Annotated in this window: 10 protein-coding genes and 1 pseudogene; 9 read left to right on the forward strand and 2 right to left on the reverse strand. The window is 70.8% G+C overall.

Annotation, left to right across the window (positions count from 1 at the left end; translation table 11 throughout):
* Nucleotides 1-43 precede the first annotated feature (43 nt).
* The 4 genes and pseudogenes from AB5J49_RS33170 (at nucleotide 44) to AB5J49_RS33185 (ending at nucleotide 4,501) form a co-directional block, all read left to right on the forward strand.
* On the forward strand, nucleotides 44-622 hold the full coding sequence (locus tag AB5J49_RS33170) for a hypothetical protein (protein ID WP_369172545.1): 579 nt from the start codon (nucleotides 44-46) through the stop codon (nucleotides 620-622).
* A 207-nt stretch (nucleotides 623-829) separates the two neighbouring features.
* Entirely contained in the window at nucleotides 830-1,012 is a 183-nt protein-coding gene (locus AB5J49_RS33175) for a hypothetical protein (RefSeq protein WP_369172546.1), read from the forward strand.
* 179 nt (nucleotides 1,013-1,191) lie between these two features.
* A pseudogene (locus AB5J49_RS33180) lies at nucleotides 1,192-4,250 on the forward strand (AAA family ATPase).
* A 38-nt stretch (nucleotides 4,251-4,288) separates the two neighbouring features.
* Nucleotides 4,289-4,501, forward strand: coding sequence for a DUF6191 domain-containing protein (locus tag AB5J49_RS33185; protein ID WP_369172547.1), 213 nt, complete (start codon nucleotides 4,289-4,291; stop codon nucleotides 4,499-4,501).
* A 10-nt stretch (nucleotides 4,502-4,511) separates the two neighbouring features.
* On the opposite strand, the gene AB5J49_RS33190 is transcribed toward AB5J49_RS33185, so the two are convergent.
* Both AB5J49_RS33190 and AB5J49_RS33195 read right to left on the reverse strand, forming a co-directional pair.
* Entirely contained in the window at nucleotides 4,512-5,660 is a 1,149-nt protein-coding gene (locus AB5J49_RS33190) for a sorbosone dehydrogenase family protein (RefSeq protein ID WP_369172548.1), read from the reverse strand.
* A gap of 175 nt (nucleotides 5,661-5,835) precedes the next feature.
* Complete coding sequence (locus AB5J49_RS33195) at nucleotides 5,836-6,834, reverse strand: aldo/keto reductase (RefSeq protein ID WP_369172549.1); 999 nt, start codon at nucleotides 6,832-6,834, stop codon at nucleotides 5,836-5,838.
* Between the two features lie 76 nt (nucleotides 6,835-6,910).
* Between AB5J49_RS33195 and AB5J49_RS33200 the strand changes: the two genes are divergently transcribed.
* The 5 genes from AB5J49_RS33200 (at nucleotide 6,911) to ilvC (ending at nucleotide 15,072) form a co-directional block, all read left to right on the forward strand.
* Nucleotides 6,911-7,852 (forward strand): 2-hydroxyacid dehydrogenase, encoded by a 942-nt coding sequence (locus AB5J49_RS33200; protein WP_369172550.1) that lies wholly within the window; start codon nucleotides 6,911-6,913, stop codon nucleotides 7,850-7,852.
* 393 nt (nucleotides 7,853-8,245) lie between these two features.
* Nucleotides 8,246-11,257, forward strand: coding sequence for a putative bifunctional diguanylate cyclase/phosphodiesterase (locus AB5J49_RS33205; RefSeq protein ID WP_369172551.1), 3,012 nt, complete (start codon nucleotides 8,246-8,248; stop codon nucleotides 11,255-11,257).
* A gap of 237 nt (nucleotides 11,258-11,494) precedes the next feature.
* On the forward strand, nucleotides 11,495-13,351 hold the full coding sequence (locus AB5J49_RS33210) for an acetolactate synthase large subunit (protein ID WP_369172552.1): 1,857 nt from the start codon (nucleotides 11,495-11,497) through the stop codon (nucleotides 13,349-13,351).
* A 21-nt stretch (nucleotides 13,352-13,372) separates the two neighbouring features.
* Nucleotides 13,373-13,897: an acetolactate synthase small subunit gene (gene ilvN, locus AB5J49_RS33215; RefSeq protein WP_187821043.1), complete on the forward strand. Its 525-nt coding sequence runs from the start codon at nucleotides 13,373-13,375 to the stop codon at nucleotides 13,895-13,897.
* A 176-nt stretch (nucleotides 13,898-14,073) separates the two neighbouring features.
* Complete coding sequence (gene ilvC, locus AB5J49_RS33220) at nucleotides 14,074-15,072, forward strand: ketol-acid reductoisomerase (RefSeq protein ID WP_369172553.1); 999 nt, start codon at nucleotides 14,074-14,076, stop codon at nucleotides 15,070-15,072.
* Nucleotides 15,073-15,312 lie beyond the last annotated feature (240 nt).

Here is a 15,312-nt window from a genome sequence, read left to right on the forward strand (position 1 = left end):
ATCATTAAGAGACTTCTCAGACAGCGTCCGTACGGTGCGAGGCATGGGAACGAAGACAGTGGACGAGACCGGCGCCGGAACCGGCACCGAGACGAAGACCGACGAGGAGAAGGTGGACGTCGTCAAGACGACCGACGCCACCGACTCCAGCGCCGCCGACGAGGCGACGGAGACCGACGAGGTCGAGGAGGAGGTGGCCGCCGAGGCGACGGAAGCGGGCCCCTCCGGAGTCGGCCAGGGCGCGGGCGCGGTCGTCTCCGCGGCGCTCGGCCTCGTCTCCCTGAGCGGTGGCTGGCTCGGTACGGTCGCCGCCGCGCGGCAGTCCCTCGTCGCCCAGCTGGAGTCCTCGACTTCGTCGTCCCAGAACGTCTCCAAGCTGCTTGAGCAGGGCTACGGCGACGCCTGGAACGCCACCGCCCTGTGGGCCGGCGTCTTCGCGCTCGCCGCGCTGATCGTCGGCGTCGTCGTGCTCGCCCGGCCCGCGTTCGGGGCGCCCGGCAAGCCGCAGGCCGTGTGGATCAAGTCGGTAGCCTGGGGCGGCGTCTCGCTGGGCGTCATCGGCCTCCTGCTGGCCGTGCTCAAGTACACCGACGTCCTGCTCGGCCTGCCGTCAGTGGGCTGAATCACCGCAGGTCCCAAGGGGCCTCAGGGCCGCCGTAAGCACATCGGACGGCGTCCTGAGGCCCCTTAGTCGTGTCTGAGGCACCGCCCGCCGCCGAAGATGCGGAACTCTCCCGATGTGGCGGACCCGCCTGGGAGACGAAGGTTGAGGCATCGCACCAAGCGAGCCAGAAATCCGAGTCTCACCAGGGAAAACGAGGGATCCGCCATGTACGAGTACGAGCTCCAGCACCTGCGTGCCGCCGAACTGATCCGCCAGGCCGAGCACGAACGCCTGGTCCGCGAGGCCGTCCGCGGCCGCCGCGCCGCGAAGCGCTCCGCCGAGGGCTCGGCGGACGCGGAGGCACATACGTGGCGCCTTCGCAGGCACCGGCATCCACGCGCCGCGTGAAGGCGGGGGCCACGGGGGCGAGGGTCGGTGCCGGTCGGCATCAGGCAGCCCCTCCGGCGTTCGGGGGCGAGGCCCCTTCAGGGGCGAAGCGGGGGTCCGGGGGCGGCAGTTCCCGGGCGGGGGCGCCACCGACGCCGAGCCCGGCGAAAAGCGGTGCCGGACTGTCGATGCCGCATGCGATGCTCGGGCTCGTGCAAAGCAGGTCCGTAAGTCCCGTGTTCATCGGTCGTGCAACCGAGTTGGAGACGCTGAACGACGCCCTTGCCCGAGCCGCCGTGGGCGACCCGCAGGCGTTGGTGATCGGGGGTGAGGCCGGGGTCGGCAAGACGCGTCTCGTCGAGGAGTTCGCCACCGCCGCCGGCCGCGCGGGCGCCGTCGTCGCGCTCGGCGGCTGCGTCGAGATCGGCGCCGACGGGCTGCCCTTCGCCCCGTTCTCCACCGCGCTACGCGCTCTGCGGCGCGAACTCCCCGGCGAACTTGCCGACGCGGCCGCAGGGCAGGAGGAGGAACTGGCCCGGCTGCTGCCCGAGTTGAGCGATACGGCTCTCTCCCGAGGGGCGGACCGGTCCGACGAGGAGGGCATGGCCCGCCTCTTCGAACTCACCGCCCGCCTCCTGGAGCGCGTCGCCGCAGGCCGCACCGTCGTCCTCGCCCTGGAGGACCTGCACTGGGCCGACGCCTCCACCCGCCACCTCCTCGCCTATCTCTTCCGCACCCTGCGCACCGGCCGCCTCGTCGTCCTGGCCACCTACCGCTCCGACGACATCCACCGCCGCCACCCGCTGCGCCCGCTCCTCGCCGAACTCGACCGGCTGCGCACGGTCCGCCGGATCGAACTCGGCCGCTTCAACCGCACCGAGGTCGGCCGCCAGATCGCCGGCATCCTCGCCACCGAACCCGACCCGGCCCAGGTCGACGAGATCTTCGAACGCTCCGACGGCAACGCCTTCTTCGTCGAGGAACTCGCGGTCGCCGCCCACGAGGGCTGCTGCACGGGCCTCACCGACTCCCTGCGCGACCTGCTGCTCGTACGGGTGGAAGGGCTGCCCGAGGCATCCCAGCGGGTCGCCCGGATCGTCGCCGAGGGCGGCTCCACCGTCGAGTACCGGCTGCTCGCCGCCGTCGCCCGGCTCGCCGAGGACGACCTCATCGAGGCACTGCGGGCCGCCGTCAACGCCAACATCCTCATCGCCGCGCCCGCCGGCGACGGCTACCGCTTTCGGCACTCCCTGGTCCGCGAGGCCGTCGGCGACGACCTGCTGCCCGGCGAGCGCTCCCGCCTCAACCGCCGCTACGCCGAAGCCCTGGAGGCCGACCCGACGCTCGTCCCCGCCGACGAGCGCGTCATGCGCCTCGCCAGCTACTGGTACCACGCCCACGAGCCGGCCAAGGCCCTGCCCGCCGTCCTGGACGCCTCCGTCACCGCCCGCCGCCGGCACGCCCACTCCGAGCAACTGCGGCTGCTGGAACGCGCGATGGAACTGTGGGACACCGCGCCGCAGGAGGTCAGGTCCGCGCTGCGCCCCGTCGACTACACCGAGGTCTATCCTCCCTGCGGCTGCGACCCCGCGACCACCCCCCTGCGCTACCTCGACCTGATGGCCGAGGCCGCCGTCGCCGGACGGCTGTGCGGGGAGCGCGAACGCGCCCTGAAGATCACCAAACGGGCCCTGCACCTCCTGGAGGACGAGGGCGGCGACCCCCTGCGCGCCGCCTGGTTCTGGGTCCAGCGCTCCCGACTGGTCGAGGCCCTGGCCCGCGGCGACGGCTGGCAGGAACTCGGCACCGCGAAAGAGCTGGTGCGCGGACTGCCCCCGTCCGAGGTGCACGCCGAGGTGCTGGCCGCCGCGGCCAACTGGGCGATGCTGCGCGACCCCGGCCCCGAAGCCATGTCCGCCGCCGAGCGCGCCGTCGAGTACGCGCGCATGGTGGGCGCCGAGGACATCGAACTCAACGCCCGCCTCACGCTCGGCCAACTCCTGGTCGACGCCGGGCACATCGAGGCCGGACTGGCCCAGATGCATGAGGTCAGGAACGAGGTGACGGCCCGCGGACTGACCACCGTGGTGGGCCGCAGCCATGTGAACCTCCCGTCCGTCCTGGAAGGCGTCGGCCGCTCCGAGGACTCCGTCGGCATCCTGCGTGAGGGCCTGCGCCTCACTCAGGAGTGGGGCCTGCGCGACTCCGAGGCCTGGGTCTGGGCGAACCTCGCCAAGTCCCTGATCTCCCTGGGCCGCTGGGACGAGGCCGCCGAAGCCGCGGTCAAGGCCCAGCACAGGGGGGAGTTCGCCAAGCCGCGCGGCGGTGGCTCCAACAGCCTCGCCCACCTCGCGCTCGCCCGCGGCGAGGTCGCCGAGGCCGCCCGCCATCTGGCCGCCGGCCGCGCCGCCTACGGCACGCACGACCCCATGCCGCAGAACAGCCTGCGGATGTCCTGCCTCGCCGTCGGTATCGCCGCCGCCGAGGGCCGCCTCCTCGACGCCCGCGCGGAGGCGGACCGGGTCCTGAGCGCCGGGTTCCCGCCCGGCACCCAGCGCTATGCCTGGCCGCTGCTGCTGGCCGCCGCGGTCGTCGAGTCCGACGCCCGCGACCACGCGCTGCCGGCCGCGCAGGAGGGCCGCGCCGCCTTCCTGGAACGGCTCTTCGAGGCCACCCGCAAACTCACCACGGGCGCGCCCCTGTGGCTGGCCTACGAGAAGTGGACCCGAGCTGAACTCGACCGGGCCGATGACCGGGCCACCCCCGACACCTGGTCGGACGTGATCACCGCCTTCGAAGCCCTGGAGCGCCCCTACGACCTCGCCCGGATCCGCCACCGCCTGGCCGAGGCCCTGCTCGCGATCGGCGGCGAGGACGAGCGCGCCCGCGCCACGGAACTGCTCCGCCTCACCCGAGCCACCGCCGTCCACCTGGGCGCCCGCCCCCTCGCCGACGCCACGACCCACCTGGCCCAGCGGGCCCGCCTCACCCTCACCGCGGCCCCACCCCTGCCCGCGACCGACCCCGCCGACTCCCTCGCCTCACCACCCGGGAACGAGACGTCCTGCGCCTGGTCTCCCACGGCCGCACCAACCGCCAGATCGCCGAGGAACTCTTCATCTCCCCGAAGACAGCCAGCGTCCACGTGTCGAACATCCTGGGGAAGCTCGGCGTCTCAGGGAGGGGCGAGGCGGCTGCGGTGGCGCATCGGATGGGGTTGTTTCCGGCCGAAACGCTCACCTCTGGGACGAGTAGCTGAGGTTTACGCTGTAAGGGACGATGGCCCCGGGAGGCTCCGTGTTCAACACGTTCGAGGAACTCTTCGCACCCGGCCGCAAACACACCCGCGACGAGCAGAACCGTCTGGAACTGACCCGCGAAGACGTCGGCGACAACGACCCCGGCCGCGGACCGATAGATCTCGCGTCCGGGAAGGTCGTCGTACGGAGGCCCGAGCCGTCGGCCGAGGAGGGCGGCGAGGACGGCGAGGTCGACAAGGGGGAGGGGTGAGGGCCGCTCCTCAGCTCACCTCCACCTCCAGAATTCTGTCGTCCCCGTCCTTCGGGCTGCCCCGCCCGTCCGTGTTGCTCGTCGTCACCCACAGCTTGTCGCCGCCCGCCGACACCACCGTCCGCAGCCGGCCGTACTCGCTCGCCAGGAAGGCCTGCGGGTCCGCCGAGGCCTCCGTCCCGTTCAGAGGGACGCGCCACAGGCGCTGGCCCTTCAGGCCCGCCATCCAGACGGAGCCCTCGGCATAGGCGATGCCGCTGGGGGAGGCGTCGTCCGTGCCCCACTGGGCCAGCGGGTTGTGGTACTTGGCGTCGTCGGCCTTGCCCTCGACCTCCGGCCAGCCGTAGTTGTCGCCCGGCTTGATCGCGTTCAGCTCGTCCCAGGTGTCCTGGCCGAACTCCGCGGCGAACAGGCGCTGTTCGGAGTCCCAGGCCAGGCCCTGGACGTTGCGGTGGCCGTACGAGTACACGGGGGAGTCGGGGAAGGGGTTGCCCGGGGCCGGTTCACCTTCCGGTGTCAGACGCAGGATCTTGCCGCCCGTGGACTCCTTGTCCTGGGACAGGCCCGTGTCGCCGCTCTCGCCCGTGCCCGCGTACAGCATCTTGTCCGGGCCGAAGGCGATCCGGCCGCCGTTGTGGATGAAGCCCTTGGGGATGCCCTTGAAGATCGTGTCGGGTGCGCCCAACTGTTCGCCGGACGGCTTCTGCTCGTCGTACAGCATCCGGACGATGCGGTTGTCCGAGGCCGAGGTGAAATAGGCGTAGATCATGTGGTCCGAGGCGTAGTCCGGCGACAGCGCCAAGCCCATGAGGCCGCCCTCGCCCGCCGGTGACACCCCCGGCACCTCGCCCAGCTCGGTCTTCTTGCCCGTCTCCCCGTCGACCCGCGTGATCGTGGCCTCGTCGCGGGAGGAGACGAGCAGGTCGCCGTCGGGGATCGGGGCCAGGCCCCAGGGCGTTTTCAGGCCCTCGGCGACCGTGCGCAGCACCTTGACCGAACCCTGTGCCGGCGGGGTCTCCTCGGCCGCCCGTCGGGAGGGCGGCGACCCCGATCCGGTCGTGCTCGATGCCGCGCTCCCGCCCTGCCCCGGTGATCCCCCGTCGTCGGAGGAACAGCTGACCGTCAGCAGGAGCGCGGCCGTGGCCATTACGGCCGTCACAACTCGACGTTGCACGATCAAGGTCCCTTCGACGCGGCGGGTTCTACTTTTCTTACACCGCTCGCGCCTCACAGGTTCCCGATCCATGAACCTTGAACCACCGCTGCCCGTCCCCGCCCGTCCCGGTCAGGTTCCGGTCCCTCCCGGAAAGTGCCGAACCCGAGCCCGGCGAACGTCAGTCCCAGGACCCCAGCGCCCGCGGCAGCTCCGCCACCTCCGCCAGGTCCTGCGCCGTCAGCCGCACGCTCTCGGCCCTCGCGTTCTCGGTCACCCAGCGCTCCTGTTTGGCCCCGGGCACCGGAACCACGTGCCGCCCCTGCGCCAGCACCCACGCCAGCGCCACCTGCGCGGGCGTGACCCCGCCGCCGTGCCGGGCGGCTATCCGGCGCAGGCCCGCCACTATCGGCTGGTTCGCCGCCATCATCTCCGCGGTGAAGCGCGGATGCCGGGCGCGCACGTCGTCCGGTTCGAAGCCCTCGCCCGGGGTCAGCGTGCCGGTGAGGAAGCCGTTGCCCAGGGGCATGGCCGCCAGGAAGCCGACATCGCGTGCCTCGCACCACGGCAGCAGCGTCTCCAGGGCCTCCGGCGACCACACCGACAGCTCCGCCTGCACGGCGCTCACCGGAAAGACCTGCTGCACCCGCTGCAACTGGCGGATCGTCGCGTCATGCAGGCGGGTTCCCGAGCGGCGGCCACCCCGCGCGCCCACCGCGCACAGCCCCAACGACCGTACCTTTCCGGCCCGGACGAGCTCCGCCATCGCGCCCCACGTCTCCTCGACCGGGACTTCGGGATCCGCGCGGTGCAGTTGGTAGAGGTCGATCACGTCCGTCTGCAGGCGGCGCAGAGAGGCGTCGCACGCCCGCCTCACATAGCCGGGACGGCCGTTGGCCACGATGTGCTGGTCGCCCACCAGCAGGCCGACCTTGGTCGACACGAACGCGTCCTGGCGGCGCTCCTTCAACACCCGCCCCAGCAGCAGCTCGTTGGTGAACGGACCGTACATGTCGGCCGTGTCCAGCAGCGACGAGCCCAGATCGAGCGCCCGGTGCACCGCCCTGAGCGACTCCTCGCCCCGCTGCCGTGAGGAGCTGTACGCCCAACTCATCGGCATGCACCCGAGCCCGACGGCTCCCACCGCGAGTGCCGCCGCGCCCATCGTCCTGCGCTCCACCTGGCCGTAACCCTCCCTCTTCCGGCACCCCAACCTAACCTCTGCACACCTGTTCGCCTGACATAGCCTCCAGAGCATGACTGCTGATGTGTGGCTCCCCATCCCGCCGGAAGAGATCGACGGCCTCCCCGAGGGCCCGAACTACCGCTTCTGGAACGGTGCCGAGGACTTCCCCGCCGACCCGGCAGAGTGCGCCTTCTACGTCGTCCCTTACATGAAGGCACCCGCGCTCGGGCAGCGCCCCCTGCCGGAGATGAGCTCGGTGCAGGTCGTGCAGACGCTCTCCGCCGGCATCGACCACGTGGAGGCGGGCCTCAAGCACCTGCCGCCGGGCGTGAAGCTGTGCAACGCGCGCGGGGTGCACGAGGCGAGCACCGCCGAACTCACCCTCACGCTGATCCTCGCCTCGCTGCGCGGCATCCCCGACTTCGTACGCGCCCAGGACAAGGGGGAGTGGCTCGGCGGATTCCGGCCGGCGCTGGCGGACAAGAGCGTCCTCATCGTGGGATACGGCTCGATCGGGGCCGCGATCGAGGACCGGCTCGCACCCTTTGAACTGGCGCGGGTGGCGCGCGTCGCGCGCTCTGAGCGCACCACGGCGCGCGGACCCGTGCATCCGCTCACCGAACTGCCCGCCCTGCTCCCGGAAGCCGACGTCGTCATCCTGTCCACGCCCCTGACGGACGCCACCCGGCACCTGGTCGACGCCGACTTCCTCGCCCGGATGAAGGACGGCGCGCTGCTGGTCAACGTCGCCCGTGGAGCCGTCGTCGACACCAAGGCGCTGCTCACCGAGCTGGAGGCCGGGCGCGTCACCGCCGCCCTGGACGTCACCGACCCCGAGCCGCTGCCTCGCGAACACCCCCTGTGGCATGCGCCGGGCGTGCTGATCAGCCCGCACGTGGGCGGGCCGACGTCGGCGTTCCTGCCGCGCGCGAAGAGGCTGCTGGTGGACCAGTTGAGTCGTTTCGTGAACCGGGAGCCCCTGCGCAACGTGATCCTTACGACAGGGGAGTAATCCGCTTCGAGTACCCTCCGCGACCCCCCGGAAGCGGTCCGTACTCGCATATGCGCTGGTCGTCACGGAGCGTAGAGGCGCTATGTCCCTGAGTGACGAGACTGGTGTATCGTCCGGACAGGGGGTGCGCCGCGCACGTTCGGCGCCGGGGATGGATATTTCAGATTTGTGAGGGGGGCGACGGGCGATGCACGGCCTATGGACCAACGACCCGACGCGGCGGGGCCGCCGCCGGCGACCCTGGCGATCGTCCGCGCGCAGACGCGGCCATCTCGGCGTTGACGGCAGCCGTCACAGTCATCACCACCGCAGGCACAGCAGCCGTCGGCGGCATGCGCACCCAGCGCACCAGGACCCTTGGGATCCGGGAGTTGCGCGGACCGGGAGGGCCCGGTGAGCTCGCCACCGTCCGGCACGACCACTCTCGACGGAGCGCTGCGGGCACCGTCCTCGTCGGCGGCGATGCTGCCCCGCCGGCCGTCCTTCGGCGCCGGCAAGGGGTTCGTCCGCCAACTCGTCCTAGCCCTGGTGTGCGCGGGATACGCCGTCGGTTCCGCGGTCGGCTGGGGCTCGGACCAAGTCGCGCTGATCATGGGCGACTTCGGGCTGGCCGCCGCAGCCGGCGTCGCCGCCGTGTCCTGCTTCCGCTACGCCCGCAGCCGCCGTATCCGGTTCCGGCCGGCCTGGCTGCTGTTCGCCCTCTCCTCCGCCATGGCGGCCCTCGGCAACCTGGTCTGGGGGTGGTACGAGGTCGTCCTGGAGCTGCCCGTGCCCAGCCCCTCCTACGCCGACGGGTTCTTCCTGTGCTTCGCGCCGCCCGCCATCGTGGGACTCCTGGTGCTCGCCAAGCGGCCGGTGACGAAGGCCGGCTGGGTCTGCCTCGGGCTGGACGCCTGGCTGATCGGCGGCTCGCTGCTGACCCTGGCGTGGAGCCTCGCCCTCGCCCAGGCGGCCAAGATCGACTCGAGCGGGGGAGCGAGCGTGGCGCACACCGCGCTCTCGCTCGCCTACCCGCTGCTCGACATCGCCCTGGTCAGCATGGTGCTCGCGCTGCACTTCCGCCGCTCGTCGGCAAACCGCACCGCGGTCAACACCGCGATCGGCGCGCTCGCCCTGACCGTGATGTGCGACGCCTTGTTCACCTCGCCGCTGCTGCACAACAGCTATCGCTCCGGCCAGCTGCTCGACGCGGGCTGGTTCGCCGGCTCGCTGCTCCTGGCCTACGCCCCGTGGGCCGCACCGCGGAACGGAGAGAGCGAACGGCAGGACGGGTCGGGGCACACGCGCGTGGTGCACGAGCACCTGCCCGGACAGCGCGGCGGAAGCCATCACCACACGCCCGCGCAGGGAGGTGAGCACAGCCGGTACCCGGTCAACCGGCCGACCGCCGGCACCCTGGCCGCGCTCACGCCGTACCTCGCCGCCGCCGTCTGCACCCTGGGGATCCTCTACAACGTCCTCAACGGCCGCAGCGTCGACCGCGTGGTGCTCATCACCGGTGGCACGGTCGTGCTCGCCCTCGTGGTGCGTCAGGGCATCATGCTGCTCGACAACATCACCCTCACCCAGGAACTGGCGCAGAAGGAGAACCACTTCCGCTCCCTGGTGCAGGGCTCCAGCGACGTCATCATGATCGCCGCGCCCAGTGGCATGCTCCGGTACGTCTCCCCGGCCGCCGCCGGGGTCTACGGCCGCACCGCCGAGGACCTGGTGGGTACGGAACTGGCCAATCTCATCCACCCGGAGGACCTGGGCTGCGTGGTGCACGAGGTGCGCCGCTTCCTCGCCGCCAGCCCACTCGAGGAACCCACTACGCGCATCGAGTGCCGCTTCCGGTCCGGCGAGGACAGGTGGCTGAACGTCGAGTCGACCGTCAACCGGCACCACGGCGGCCTCATCTTCAACAGCCGGGACGTGACCGAAAGAGTGCGCCTGCAGGCGCAGCTCCAGCACAACGCCGAACACGACCCGCTCACCGACCTGCCCAACCGCGCGCTGTTCACCAAGCGTGTGCAGCAGGCCCTGTCCGGCCGGCGCGCCTCCGACCGAGGCATCGCCCTGCGCAACACGGCCGTCCTCTTCATCGACCTCGACGGCTTCAAGGGCGTCAACGACACGATCGGACACCAGGCCGGGGACGAGTTGCTCGTCCAGGCCGCCCGCAGGCTCCAGGAGGCGGTCCGGGGCGGGGACACCGCGTCCCGGCTGGGCGGCGACGAGTTCGCGGCCCTGATCGCCGGGGACAACACCCGCGACCGCACCGCCCGCGAAGGCCACATCGTAGAGCTCGCCGACCGGCTCAGAGGGACGCTGTCGCAGCCGTACCTCATCGACGGCAACGATGTCCGTGTCAACGCCTCCATCGGCGTCGCCTTCGCCGAGCCGGGTCTCGGCGCGGGTGAGCTGCTGCGCAACGCCGACCTGGCCATGTACCGCGCCAAGGCGGGCGGCAAGGGCCGCGTCGAGCTGTACAAGCCGCAGATGCAGCAGGACGTCGTACGCAAGGCGGAGCTGGCCACGCGCCTGCGTGCCGCGCTGCACGACGGCGAGTTCGCGCTGCTGCACCAGCCGGTGGTCCGTCTGGAGGACGGCCGGATCACATCGGTCGCCACCCAGGCGCGCTGGCGGTCCTCGCAAGGGGTGCTGTTCACGCCCGCCGAGTTCCTGCGGGTGGCCGAGGACAGCGACAAGACCGCCGAGCTGGGCCGCTGGATGCTGGAGGAGGCCGTCGAGCAGGCCGCCGAACGCGCCGCGACCGGGCTCGCCGTCCCCGTCGCCGTCCGGGTGGGCGCGCGTCGGCTGCTGGACCGGTCGATGCCGCTCGGCTCGATCGAGGCGCTGCTGACCCGGCACGGGCTGCCGTCCGGGTCGCTGATCATCGAGCTGTCCGACCTCGACCCCCGTGTCTCGCTGGACGAACTGGAGCGCCGCCTGAGCGGCCTGCGCAGACTCGGCGTCCGGATCGCCCTGGACGGCTTCGGCAGCGGATACGCGGCGCTCACGGCCCTGCGCCGGCTTCCCGTCGACGTACTCAGGCTCGACCGCGGTCTGGTCGAGGGAGTCGTCGAGTCCGCGCGGCTGCACAAGATCACCGGTGGGCTGCTGCGGATCGCCGGCGACCTCGGGCTGCAGTCCGTGGCCGACGGCGTGGACCTGCCGGAGCAGGTCGTCGCACTGCGCGCGATGGGGTGCACGCACGGGCAGGGCATGGCGTTCTCCGGTCCGCTGGACGAGTACCGGCTGCGCCGGGCGCTCAGTTCCGGCCACTATCCGGTGCCGCACGGGCCGGCGGAGCCCGCGTTCGCGGGTGGCGGCGCGGGGGTGTACACCGGTGGTGTGACCGCTGTTCTCGGAGGCGGCAGTGCCCATCGCTCACATAATGAGACTCCCGTCCCACCCACTTGACAGTGGGTGTGCGCCGGGGGGAGGGTCAGTGCCATGCGCACCCGAATTCTCGTACTTGGAAAGCGCGTCGGCTGAAGCTGGTGACGTCCGGACAGACCCGGAACTCCCAGCCTCCACACCCGGCGCGCTCCCCTCGCTTGCCTTATGGCACGAGGGGTTTTTTGTTGCACAGGCGCGAGTCGTGCAGCACCGAAACTCCGCCCAAACCTCGCAAAAACCCTCAGCATCGAGAAGAGAATGCCGATGACCGAGCAGGCCACCGGGGCCCATCACCCGCAGCCGCGGCCCCGATCCGGAGGACACCAGTCCGCCCCCGAGCACGTCACGGGTGCGCAGTCCCTCATCCGCTCTCTCGAGGAGGTCGGGGCCGACACGGTATTCGGCATTCCCGGCGGTGCGATCCTTCCGGCGTACGACCCGCTGATGGATTCCACCAAGGTCCGCCACGTCCTGGTCCGCCACGAGCAGGGCGCCGGCCACGCCGCCACCGGTTACGCGCAGGCCACCGGCAGGGTCGGCGTCTGCATGGCGACCTCCGGCCCCGGTGCGACCAACCTGGTGACGCCGATCGCGGACGCCCACATGGACTCGGTGCCGCTCGTGGCGATCACCGGGCAGGTGGCCTCCAAGGCGATCGGTACGGACGCCTTCCAGGAGGCGGACATCGTCGGCATCACGATGCCGATCACCAAGCACAACTTCCTGGTCACCAAGGCCGAGGACATCCCGCGGATCATCGCGCAGGCGTTCCACATCGCCTCCACCGGCCGCCCCGGCCCGGTCCTGGTCGACATCGCCAAGGACGCCCTCCAGGCGCAGACCACCTTCTCCTGGCCGCCCACCATGGACCTGCCCGGCTACCGGCCCGTCACCAAGCCGCACGCCAAGCAGATCCGCGAGGCCGCCAAGCTGATCACCGCCGCCAAGCGGCCCGTCCTCTACGTCGGCGGAGGCGTCATCAAGGCCGGCGCCACCGCCGAGCTGAAGGTCCTCGCCGAACTCACCGGAGCGCCCGTCACCACCACCCTGATGGCGCTCGGCGCATTCCCCGACAGCCACCCGCTGCACGTGGGAATGCCGGGCATGCACGGTGCGGTCACCGCCGTCACCGCGCTGCAGAAGGCCGACCTGATCGTCGCCCTCGGAGCCCGCTTCGACGACCGCGTCACCGGCAAGCTGGACAGCTTCGCCCCGTACGCCAAGATCGTCCACGCCGACATCGACCCGGCCGAGATCGGCAAGAACCGCGCCGCCGACGTGCCGATCGTCGGTGACGCCCGCGAGGTCATCGCCGACCTGGTCCAGGCCGTCCAGAAGGAGCACGCCGAGGGCCACCAGGGCGACTACAGCGCCTGGTGGAAGGACCTCAGCCGCTGGCGCGACACCTACCCGCTCGGCTACGACCAGCCCGAGGACGGCTCGCTGTCCCCGCAGCACGTCATCGAGCGGATCGGCCAACTCGCCCCGGAGGGCACGATCTTCGCGGCGGGCGTCGGCCAGCACCAGATGTGGGCCGCGCACTTCGTGCAGTACGAGAAGCCCGCCACCTGGCTGAACTCCGGCGGCGCCGGAACCATGGGCTACGCGGTCCCGGCCGCGATGGGCGCCAAGGCCGGCGCGCCGGACAAGGCGGTCTGGGCGATCGACGGCGACGGCTGCTTCCAGATGACCAATCAGGAACTGACCACCTGCGCCCTGAACAACATCCCGATCAAGGTCGCCATCATCAACAACGGCGCCCTCGGGATGGTCCGCCAGTGGCAGACCCTCTTCTACAACCAGCGCTACTCCAACACCGTGCTGCACTCCGGCCCCGAGGCCGACGGCAAGCAGCCGAGCGCCGGCACCCGCGTCCCCGACTTCGTGAAGCTGTCGGAGGCCATGGGCTGCTACGCGATCCGCTGCGAGTCGCCGGAGGACCTCGACAAGGTCATCGAAGAGGCGAACTCCATCAACGACCGCCCGGTCGTCATCGACTTCATCGTCCACGAGGACGCGATGGTGTGGCCGATGGTCGCCGCCGGCACCTCCAACGACGAGATCATGGCCGCTCGGGACGTCCGCCCCGACTTCGGCGACAACGAAGACGACTGAGCGAGGAAGAGCAAAGAGATCATGTCCAAGCACACGCTCTCCGTCCTGGTGGAGAACACCCCGGGCATCCTCGCCCGGATCGCCGCCCTGTTCTCCCGCCGCGGCTTCAACATCGACTCGCTCGCGGTCGGCGTCACCGAGCACCCCGACATCTCCCGCATCACCATCGTCGTGGGCGTGGAGGATCTGCCGCTGGAGCAGGTGACCAAGCAGCTCAACAAGCTGGTCAACGTGCTGAAGATCGTCGAGCTGGAGCCGGGTTCGGCCGTTCAGCGCGAACTCGTTCTGGTGAAGGTGCGCGCCGACAACGAGACGCGCTCCCAGATCGTCGAGATCGTCCAGCTGTTCCGCGCCAAGACCGTCGACGTCTCCCCGGAGGCCGTGACGATCGAGGCCACCGGCAGCAGCGAGAAGCTGTCGGCCATGCTGAAGATGCTGGAGCCGTACGGCATCAAGGAGCTCGTCCAGTCCGGCACGATCGCGATCGGACGCGGTGCGCGTTCGATCACGGACCGGTCGCTGCGCGCCCTCGACCGCTCGGCCTGAGTTCCGTACGGCTCGTCGCGGGCCTGCGGACGAGCAACTCGTAGAAGATTCACGTACGACCGGAATCGGGCGGTCGGCACCGCACCGGCCGCCCGCATTCCGAGACCCCGAGACCTCCCTCACCCCCGCCGTCATACGGTGGGACGCAACACCTGCACACAAGGAGAGAACCCAAAGTGGCCGAGCTGTTCTACGACGCCGACGCCGACCTGTCCATCATCCAGGGCCGCAAGGTCGCGGTCATCGGTTACGGCAGCCAGGGCCACGCCCACGCGCTGTCGCTCCGTGACTCGGGTGTCGACGTCCGCGTCGGTCTGCACGAGGGCTCCAAGTCCAAGGCGAAGGCCGAGGAGCAGGGCCTGCGCGTGGTGACGCCGTCGGAGGCCGCCGCCGAGGCCGACGTCATCATGATCCTCGTCCCGGACCCGATCCAGGCCCAGGTCTACGAGGACCACATCAAGGACAACCTGAAGGACGGCGACGCGCTGTTCTTCGGCCACGGCCTGAACATCCGCTTCGGCTTCATCAAGCCCCCGGCCGGCGTCGACGTCTGCATGGTCGCCCCGAAGGGCCCGGGCCACCTGGTCCGCCGCCAGTACGAGGAGGGCCGCGGCGTTCCCTGCATCGCCGCCGTCGAGCAGGACGCCACCGGCAACGCCTTCGCGCTGGCCCTGTCGTACGCCAAGGGCATCGGCGGCACCCGCGCCGGCGTCATCAAGACGACCTTCACCGAGGAGACCGAGACCGACCTGTTCGGTGAGCAGGCCGTTCTCTGTGGTGGCACCGCCGCCCTGGTGAAGGCCGGGTTCGAGACGCTGACCGAGGCCGGCTACCAGCCGGAGATCGCGTACTTCGAGTGCCTGCACGAGCTGAAGCTGATCGTGGACCTCATGTACGAGGGCGGCCTGGAGAAGATGCGCTGGTCGATCTCCGAGACCGCCGAGTGGGGCGACTACGTCACCGGTCCGCGGATCATCACCGACGCCACCAAGGCCGAGATGAAGAAGGTCCTCGCCGAGATCCAGGACGGCACCTTCGCCCAGGCCTGGATGGACGAGTACCACGGCGGTCTGAAGAAGTACAACGAGTACAAGCAGCAGGACTCCGAGCACCTGCTGGAGACCACCGGCAAGGAGCTGCGCAAGCTCATGAGCTGGGTGAACGAGGAGGCGTAAGCCTCACGTCCGTGGCGGTACCCTCGACTGGGGGTACCGCCACGGGACTTTGCCCCGGACCCACGGAGACCCCTTACAAAATGGCGTTTCTCGTCCGGGTGATCCTTCCGCAGAGGCGCAAGACGCCCTCCGCCGCGCCACTACACTGGCGCACAACATTCGCGTCAGGCCCACAGCGTCGTGCGTCTCCACGCGGCTAGCCCCTCCACCGCCAGCGGCCGTCGGGACGGCCGTCCGCAA

The organism is Streptomyces sp. R28, assembly GCF_041052385.1.
Taxonomy (GTDB): Bacteria; Actinomycetota; Actinomycetes; order Streptomycetales; family Streptomycetaceae; genus Streptomyces.